At 63.6% G+C, this 8684-nt stretch carries 8 protein-coding genes and 1 pseudogene; 7 read left to right on the top strand and 2 right to left on the bottom strand.

Features of this window, described 5'->3' with window-relative positions; translation table 11 throughout:
• Positions 1-19 precede the first annotated feature (19 nt).
• Positions 20-1250 (bottom strand): annotated as a pseudogene (locus CVM50_RS19320) (IS3 family transposase).
• A 368-nt stretch (positions 1251-1618) separates the two neighbouring features.
• On the opposite strand from CVM50_RS19320, the gene CVM50_RS19315 reads away from it, so the two are divergent.
• From CVM50_RS19315 to CVM50_RS21575, 5 genes are all read left to right on the top strand, one after another.
• On the top strand, positions 1619-3040 hold the full coding sequence (locus tag CVM50_RS19315) for a hypothetical protein (RefSeq protein WP_143515556.1): 1422 nt from the start codon (positions 1619-1621) through the stop codon (positions 3038-3040).
• Positions 3041-3114: 74 nt separating this feature from the next.
• Positions 3115-3879: a type 1 glutamine amidotransferase family protein gene (locus CVM50_RS19310; RefSeq protein ID WP_085886574.1), complete on the top strand. Its 765-nt coding sequence runs from the start codon at positions 3115-3117 to the stop codon at positions 3877-3879.
• On the top strand, positions 3879-5078 hold the full coding sequence (locus tag CVM50_RS19305) for a hypothetical protein (protein WP_085886575.1): 1200 nt from the start codon (positions 3879-3881) through the stop codon (positions 5076-5078). The genes CVM50_RS19310 and CVM50_RS19305 overlap by 1 nt, the downstream gene beginning before the upstream one ends.
• 51 nt (positions 5079-5129) lie before the next feature.
• Positions 5130-5858 (top strand): hypothetical protein, encoded by a 729-nt coding sequence (locus CVM50_RS19300; protein ID WP_143515557.1) that lies wholly within the window; start codon positions 5130-5132, stop codon positions 5856-5858.
• A 60-nt stretch (positions 5859-5918) separates the two neighbouring features.
• A complete protein-coding gene (locus CVM50_RS21575; protein ID WP_143515558.1) occupies positions 5919-6254 on the top strand; it encodes an OmpA family protein in 336 nt (111 codons plus the stop codon).
• A 385-nt stretch (positions 6255-6639) separates the two neighbouring features.
• Here the strand turns inward: CVM50_RS21575 and CVM50_RS22055 are convergent, their stop codons facing one another.
• Complete coding sequence (locus CVM50_RS22055; protein ID WP_232618303.1) at positions 6640-7116, bottom strand: hypothetical protein; 477 nt, start codon at positions 7114-7116, stop codon at positions 6640-6642.
• An 8-nt stretch (positions 7117-7124) separates the two neighbouring features.
• Between CVM50_RS22055 and CVM50_RS19290 the strand changes: the two genes are divergently transcribed.
• Positions 7125-8273: a DNA polymerase III subunit beta gene (locus tag CVM50_RS19290; RefSeq protein ID WP_085886578.1), complete on the top strand. Its 1149-nt coding sequence runs from the start codon at positions 7125-7127 to the stop codon at positions 8271-8273.
• 12 nt (positions 8274-8285) lie between these two features.
• On the top strand, positions 8286-8606 hold the full coding sequence (locus CVM50_RS19285) for a DUF2312 domain-containing protein (protein WP_085886579.1): 321 nt from the start codon (positions 8286-8288) through the stop codon (positions 8604-8606).
• Positions 8607-8684 lie beyond the last annotated feature (78 nt).

Raw genomic sequence — 8684 nt, 5'->3', positions numbered from 1 at the left:
GTGACCTGCCACCGGTCTTTCATCCAGCCGCGACCGGAGTCCGGTTGGTATTTACGCCGAGCGGCGCAGGTTGAGCAATCGCCCGACGCGCGGAGCTTTCATCTTGCGCAGCGGGGCGGGCGATTGCGGTGGTCAGGGTTCGAGCGTAGTCGGCGGGGGTCTGGTAGTCCAAGGCCGAGTGTGGGCGTTCGGTGTTGTAGTCGGCGGCCCAGGCAGCAATCACGATCCGCGCATGGGCCTGGTTACGGAACATGGTCTCGTTGAGCAGCTCGTCTCGCATCCGTCCGTTGAAACTCTCCACGAAGCCGTTCTGCATCGGCTTTCCCGGCGCGATGTAGTGCCATTCGATCCGGTGCGCGGCAGCGAAGGCTAAGATTGCGTTACTGGTCAGTTCGGTGCCGTTGTCGGAGACGATCATCCCCGGCTTTCCGCGGCGCTCGATCAGGGCCGTCAGTTCACGTGCCACACGGCGCCCCGAAATCGAAGTGTCCGGGATTGCCGCAAGGCACTCACGGGTGACGTCGTCGACCACATTGAGCACACGAAAGCGCTGGCCATTGGCGAACTGGTCATGGACGAAATCCAGTGATCCCGTTGACCGGCAGTTGTTTGCACAGCAAACAACGAGAGGGGGCGCGCATTGGGTCGCGCCTCGACCAGGATCGGGGCCCGCGTTCCGACAGCCTTGGGTCGGGCCTTTCGCTTGCGCACCGTCAGCCCTTCCTCGCGGTAGAGCCGATAGATCCGGTTGATACCCGAAGGCTCTCCCTCACGTCGCAGCAGCACGAAGAGCCGCCGACAACCAAACCGCCGACGCTCGCTGGCCAGTTCTCGCAGCCGCCCGCGCAGCACCGTGTCCGGCGCACGCTGCGCCTGATAGCGGACCATCTTGCGATCCGCATCGGCAACCCGGCACGCCCGCCGTTCCGAGAGCCCGAACCGGGCCTTCAGATGCGCGACCGCCTCGCGCTTCACGGCAGGCGTCACCACTTTTTTGAAACCAGTTCCTTCATCGCGGCAAGGTCGAGCATCTGCTCGGCCAGCAGCTTCTTCAGCTTGGCGTTCTCATCCTCGAGCGCCTTCAACCGCTTCGCCTCTGACACCGACATGCCACCGAACTTGGCCTTCCAGTTGCAGAAGGTACCTTCCGACATGCCGTGTTTGCGGCACAGGTCCGCGCACTTTGCGCCTGCCTCGTGCTCGGCCAGGATGCCGATGATCTGCTCGTCCGTAAATCTCGTTCGCTTCATTGTCCGTCCTCAAGTTGGATCGGCCTCTAATCAACGGTGGAGGAAAAATCCCGTGGCATGAACACCAATCACCTCCGGCCTCTCGAGCGAGAGTAGCACAAATGGAGCTGCCCCACCGGTTCCGCACTTGCTCTAGATGGGCTTTTTTCTCCAATTAGCCGAGCACGAAAACTGCGGTCCCCTCACCGGTCAGGAGCATTTGGCCCAGATTTTCAGATACCCCCCGGGAGGATGATAGTCGGTGCCTTCGCGGGTGGAAGGAGCGGACACGATGAACCGCCTGAACCTAGCGGTCACCCATTCCCTTGCTTTCCAAGGCACGAGAGCCCTTTATCGGAAATAGGATTCGCACGTTCCAGGGACTGCCCGTGCTCGACAAACTGAAAAGCCTACTCAGGTCTGATGAACTATTGCCATCGCTTTCGGTCTTTCCCGAAATCGATCAGGACAAGATACAACGGGATCTCAATCTAGTCGCCGAAGGCGAAACCCGCGGCAAGCGGAACCTGCCTGCATCTGGAACCACCGCGCCCGATCATGTCGAAACATCCGTCATTACCAGCATTGACGCACTGCGCCGCAAAGGGCTGGAGAACTACGAGACCAATCGGCAGGTCTACAACGAAAGGCTGTCTCGCGCGGACACCATGCGAAAAGAGGTCGAGATCGTCGCGGGCAACGCCAGCGGCGACTACCTGACAGCGGTGCGCGGCTGGAAGGCGCTGATGACGGCCTCGACAGAGCGCCTGCACGAGACATTTCAGCACCGCAAGTACTTTCGCGAACGGCATCATCTGCGGCGCCCGGCGCGACATTTCGAAGGTTGGGTTCGCTTCGTCGCGATCACGATCATCTTCATCGCTTTTGAATCCGGGCTCAATATGTTCATGTTCGCGCGCGGGAACGAACAAGGTCTGCTTGGCGGGCTGCTGACCGCAGTGATCTTCTCGGGCGTAAACGTAGTGGCCAGTGTGCTTCTGGGCATCTGGGCCTGCGGAGTGAACCACACCAATTACCTGCGCAAGTTTTTAGGGCTGATCAGCCTGGCCGCTTGGATCGCCCTGGCCCTGGCACTGAACCTCACCGTCGCACATTTCCGGGACCTGATCGATTCACAGGCCGACTGGAGCGACGCCATCTTGCAAGCCGTTCCTGCATTGAACCAGGACCCGATGGGCCTTACCAGCATGGACAGCTGGATCCTGTTGGCCATCGGATCGATGATTTCGATCTTCGCCTTTCTCAAGGGCTGGCATGCCTTCGATCCATTTCCCGGCTACAGCCGCATCGAAAGGGATCTGGAACACGCCCGCGAGGATCATTCCCGACATTTCGAGGAAGCTATCGAGGAACTCACAGAAAAACGCGACGTTGCCACAGACGAACTGCGCGATGCCGATCAGCAGGTGCGCGATGGTATTTCTCAGGCTATCGATGCCCTCTACGGTCATTCCACGCTGAATTTCCATCTCGAGAGCTTTCTCGATCAATGCGACAAATCCCTGGCTCACCTTCTGGCAATTTATCGCGACGCCAATGTGGCGGCCCGCACGGACGAGGCTCCGCCCAGCTTCGCGACCAGCCATGCCTTCGCTGCCTTCCGCACCGCGGTGCCCGCTGACGACACACGCCGCAGGAATGCCGAGACCGAGGCCGACCGTGTGACCGCCGCCGTCGAGGCAGCAATCCGCGAGATCTTCGCCAACTTCCAAACCGCAGTGACCGAGTTCCGCCTTCCCGAAGACGTCCAGCAGGGCACCGTCGCCACCGCCCCGGCAGAGGCCGCCTGATGGCCCGCCGCAGCTCGGGCCGCCGGAGTCGCCGTCGCGGGCGCAGCGCGCAGAGGGGCGTCACGGGAACCGTCTTGGCCGTGGGCGTTGCCATCTTGGTTCTTTCGGGAATAGGCGCCGCCTTCTGGTGGTCGGACCAGGAAAGCCGAGCCCGCGCCCTGGACACCGAAACCCTCTGCCCAGAGGCCACCGGCCCGGTGGCGATGACGGCGATCCTGCTGGACCTGACCGACCCCATGTCCCCCGCCCAGCACGCGCAATTGCTGGCACGGATCGAACAGGAGATTTCAGATGCAGCGCGCGGCACCCAGTTCACCCTTGGCGTGGTCAGCGAGGACTCCACCCGCTGGGGGGCCACGCCGCCGCTATGCAAACCGCAGGACGCCGCCTCTGCCAACCGGCTGACCCAAAATGAAAAGCTGATCGCCAAGCGTTACGAAAGCCGTTTCCATGAGCCCCTGCAAAGCCGCCTTCTGGACATGGTCAGCGCGACGGGTGCCAATCGTTCACCGATCATGGAAAGCCTTCAGGCGCTCGTCGCTGATACGCCCGGTTTCGTCACATTCGAGGGCCCGCGGCGCATCATCTTGGTAACCGACCTTTTGCAGCACAGCGACGCGCTCAGCTTCTACAGGGGCGGCACCTGGGACAGCTTCCGCGCCTCGCCCGCATTCCAACGCCTGGGCCGAACGCTCGACGGCGCCGAGATTCGCATTTACCAAGTGCCCCGCCCCGCCGAAGGCGTCAAGGACCCCGCCGTCCTGGAAGACTTCTGGATCCGCTACTTCGAGCGCCAGGGTGCCCATGTGCCTGTGGTGAACCGGTTGGGAGACCTGTGATGGCGCGCAAGCCTGCAAAACGGATCTACGGCACCAGTGGCCGTCCGATGGCCGAGGCGCTGCCGCTCGCCCTCGCCTTCATCATCGGGGTCGGGGGGGAAATCATCCTCAAGATCCTCCCCGGGGTCTCGGTCTTCGCCCCGGCCGCGCTAGCGATCACGGTGCTGCTGGCCTATGCGCTGGTGGCCTACAACGCCACCGAACTGCGCCTCGACGCCGAGACGATCGGCGACAACTGCTACTATCTCGGCTTCCTGTTCACCCTGACGGCGCTGTCGATCTCGCTCTACTTCGTGGTGCGTGAGGACGCCGGCAGTCGGGCCGAACTGATACCCGAGATCATCTCGGGCTTCGGCGTTGCCCTAGCCTCGACCATCGCCGGTGTATTCCTGCGGGTTTTCATGATGCAGTTCAAGATCGACATGGACAGCCAAGAACGCCGGGAACGCCAACAGCTGAACGAGGCCTCCCGCCGCTTCCGCACAGAACTCGCGATGAGCGTTGACCAGATTAAGGCCTTCTCCGTCGAGAGCCTGCAACACAACGTCGAACGTGAAACCAAGCTACGCGAAGCATTCGACGGCCTGTTGTCGGAAATGCAAACCGAATTGCTCAAGTCCGCCCAGGACTTTGGTCCTGCCCTGCGCGAGAGCGTTAAGCTCCAGACCGACGCATCCCTAGCCATGGTAACCGCAGCCGTGAACGACTCCAGCGCCCTTGCCGCGGACCGTATCCGCGAAGCGATGACCGAGATGACCGAAGTCGCTGGATCCCTCTCCACCCGGAATGTCGAGGCAGCGGAACGGGTCTCACAAAGCCTCACGCTGCTGCTGGCATCCGCCGAACTGTTGTCGAAAGGCTCCGAAGAAACGATGTCTCGTCTCGCACGCACACAGGGCGCAGCCACCACGCTGACGGAGGCATTCACCACTGTTTCCCGCGAAGGTGCCGAGGAGATGTCCCGGGTGATGAAGGACGCGACTGCGAAGCTCGAAACCGGCGCGCACGATCTGGGCGAGGCAGCCTCGCGTGCTGGCGGGATTATTGACAAGGGAGCCACGCAGCTAGGCGAAGGCTTCGAGACCGCCGCGGCCTCGGTCCGTGCCGGAGGCGAAAGGCTGGGGGAGAATCTTCAGACCCTTACGCTTGACACGGCGCGAACGCGACGCTTCGATCGACTTCGCCGGAACCAAGACTGATGGTGGTGCATACGGAACCCCGGCAAGGGCAAGGCTGCGGCGGAGCATGCCATGCGGCAGACTGATCGCAGCGACGGATCGCACCGGGCCTACAAGCGCGGCGCTGTAATGGGCCTCACCGTGGCCGAGGCATTCATCCTGCTGTCCTTCGTCTTGCTGCTGCTGTTCACCTGGTGGCAGGTCGACACCGAACGCCGCAGCCTGAACTTGACCGAGAATCTACAACACCTCACCGAGACCCAGAAAGCCGCGATCATCACTGGCCTGACAGACGGCACCTTCGACATGGCGCAGAAGCTGCGCGATGTTGGTGTGACACTTCAGGACTTGACGCCGATCGCGGACACCGAGCGTTTCAGCCGCTTCATGCGCGAGGAAGACCTGCAACGCTTGATGAACGGGGCCGTCGAACTGGATCCCGGAACCTTGCTAAAGCTCTCCGAAGTGGCCGAGATCCGGCCCGAGACACAGCTGAAGGCCTCGCTCGAGACGCTGCTAACCCCCCCGGATACCGCTGCAACTCTGGCCAGCGCGCGCCTGGCCGAGGCAGCGGAACGCGAAGACCGTATGCGCCGGGATCTGGAACGTGAACTCGGCGCGCGGATTCGGGCGGCTGGCGGTCAACTGACGCAGGACGGCACGGTGGTCCTGCCGGAAAAGATCCTGTTTTCGGCCAACAGCGCCGTCGTCCGGAATCCGGAAGTTCTGGAACAGCTTTGCGCGGCGTGGGTTGGGACGCTGCAATCGTCGGACGTGGACATTTCGGAGTTGAAGATTTAAGGCCACGCTTCCTCGGAAGGCAGGGCTGGGCAAGGTCCCGAGGCGGCTTATCTCTACAATTTGGATCTGTCACAGCGTCGCGCCCAGAATGCACTGAAGATCTGCATCAATGGCCTCACCGATCCCGACGTGATCAACTGGGCCCGCGGGCGCCTGTCCTCTGCTGGCTATTCTTCGGCTCGGCTTGTCCGTAACGCCCAAGGCAATGAAGACCGCGAGGCTTCGCGGCGGGTGATGTTCTCCATGGAACTGAACCGTGAGAAGCTGCTCGAGGACATTCGCGAAGACCTCATGCGCGAGCCTGCCAAGCCGGTCATATCACTCGGCGATCCCACGAAGATCTTGTCCCCGTTGAGTGTCAGCGATCCCGAAGACACTGAAAATCCGTCCCGATGAATGCCTAGGCATCTGCTCTTGGCAACTAGAAGAACAACGGTCGAAACAACATCGCCTCTACATCGCCGGAATGCTCGCGAGCATCGGAGGGGGAATTACCCCCGGGAAAAGGAACCTCCTGAAGGGACCTGACCGCATTCACCCTTCATCGGCTGCCGCATCCTCCTTGAGGTGGAAGAGCCTGACGGTGCCCGGACCTACCGGCTCACCATCCTCGGCCAGGTCCTCGCACGTCAGAACCATGGCGTCGCACAAGACGACCCCTCTTTCACCCCGGCCTCCGTGGGCTTTGCCATCCAGGAAGCAATCGAGGGCGGCCGGCCGGCGCCCCGCCTCGTTCCAAAGCGCCTGCGTCCGACCTCGAACTTCATTGCCATCAGTGCGCTCAAAAGCCAGCGCAAGGCCGCGGCGCGCGCGGCCCTGGCGGCCAGGGCGCGAGAGCTGGGCTACTCGCTGGATGACATCGCTGCAGACAGTGCCAGACGCCGCAGCAAGCTGCCCGCCAAGTACCGACACCCTCGCCACAGCGGCAGGGGATCCAGCCGTGCAACGGGCCGAACTCCAGCTGGCAGAGAGCCTCGAAGTGGGTCAGGTCGACGGCGGGCTGCACCATCCGCGCCAGACGCTTCACGTCATGGGGCAGCGTGCCCACCGGGGTCTCGCCATGGGCGAGGTTGACCAGTTCGAACCACATGGACTTGCACTCGTGGGTGCCGTTCCAGCGCATGTCCGAAGACATCCAGCGCCGGTGCTCCCACTGGATGAAGGAATGGGAGTCGAGGCGCAGATCCGGGTCGAGTGGATACTCGGGGATCGCCTCCAGATCCATGGGCGCATGGACGGTGAGCCGCGGGGCGGCCAAGCGCCACCGTGGCCCTCGCCGAACTTCGGCTCGCCAGCAACCGCCTCGGGCGCGTGATCGAGCGCTGGAACACGATCCCGGCCCTGGGCTGTGTCCGCATCCGCTTCAACGGCGACCAGCTCACGCTGGATGCCACCGACCTCAAGATGACCCTGATGCTGGATCTGGAGGCCCAGACCAGCGGGCGCGCGGATCTGGTGGTGTCGCATCGGGCGCTGGCCGGTTTCCTGCGGGCCGCCCGCGGCCCGGTGACCATCACTCACCTTCGCGGCGAGGAGCATGACCGGGTGCGCCTCTCCGACGGCGAGATCCAGGTGACCCTGCAGCTGAGCATTCCTCCGGAGGACTTCCCTCAGCCCTTCACGGATCTGGACCCCGACGGGATGCCCGGCGCAGGCGCGTTCACGCTCTCCGGCGCGCAGGCGCTGCGGCTCTTCGACCTGGGGCGGTCCTGCGTCAGCCGCGAAGAGACCCGGTATTATCTCAATGGCACCTTCCTGACCACGAAGCCGGACGCGGGCACCCTGCGCGCCGTCACCACCGACGGCCACCGCATGGCCATCATCGACTGCGACGAGCTGGCCCGCTTCATCGAGGGGCCGCGGATCGACGGCAGCAAGGCGACCGACCGCCCCGACGGGATCATCGTTCCCGTGCGCGCCGTCGATCTGCTCATCGCGATCGCGCGCAAGGCAGGGAATACCCCGCTGAGCTTCGCGGCTGATGCGCGCCACCTGCTGGTGACGGCCCCCGGGCTGCGCCTGGTGATCCAGGGGATCGACGGCACCTATCCGGATTACACGCGGGTCACACCGCCGACCTCCGATGCCTTCACCGCGCACCTGTCGGCCAGCGCCCTGAGCCGCCTGCGCACCATCGCCAGCGCCACCTGCTATGGACGTAGCCTGCCCCTGCGGCTGGATCCCGGCGCCGGACGCATGTCGCTCAGCATGCCGGATGGCGTCGATCTGAGCATCGCCCTGCAGGGCCACACCACCAAGGACGGTCAGACGGCGACCTACAGCCTGGCGCTGCTCTCCGAGTTCGCCCGGATCGCCCCCGCCTTCACCCTCTCCAGTGCCGGGCGCGGAGAGCCCGCCCGTATCGTCACCGAGGACCCGGATGCGCTCTGGGTGCTCATGCCGATGCGCGACTGAGGGGGACGGATCATGAAGGACATGGGCTTTCCAAAGGCATCCAAGGAAGAGGCCGGGCTCAAGGAAACAGACGCGGACCGCGAGGTCCGCGACGGCGCCTATCGGGTTCATGCGGCGGAGTTGCGGAGCTTCATCGAGCGCGCCGAGCGGCTGGCGGCAGAGAAGAAGGACATCGCGGACCAGCAGAAGGAAGTGATGGCCGAGGCCAAGGGGCGCGGCTACGACGTGAAGGTCCTGCGGCTCCTCATCGCTCTGCGCAAGCGCGAGCCCGACGACATCGCCGAGCAAGAGGCGGTGCTGCAGATGTACAAAGACGCCATGGGGATGAGCTGATGCGCTGGCTTCTCTGCGCCCCCGTCCTCGCCTGCCCGACCGTCGCCGCGCTCTCGGCCGCCGCCCTGGCGCAGGGTG

This window comes from Pseudooceanicola marinus (assembly GCF_002786295.1).
Lineage (GTDB): Bacteria > Pseudomonadota > Alphaproteobacteria > Rhodobacterales > Rhodobacteraceae > Pseudooceanicola > Pseudooceanicola marinus.
Note: the sequence above shows the minus strand (reverse complement) of the source record. Positions and strands in the feature narration are given on the sequence as shown.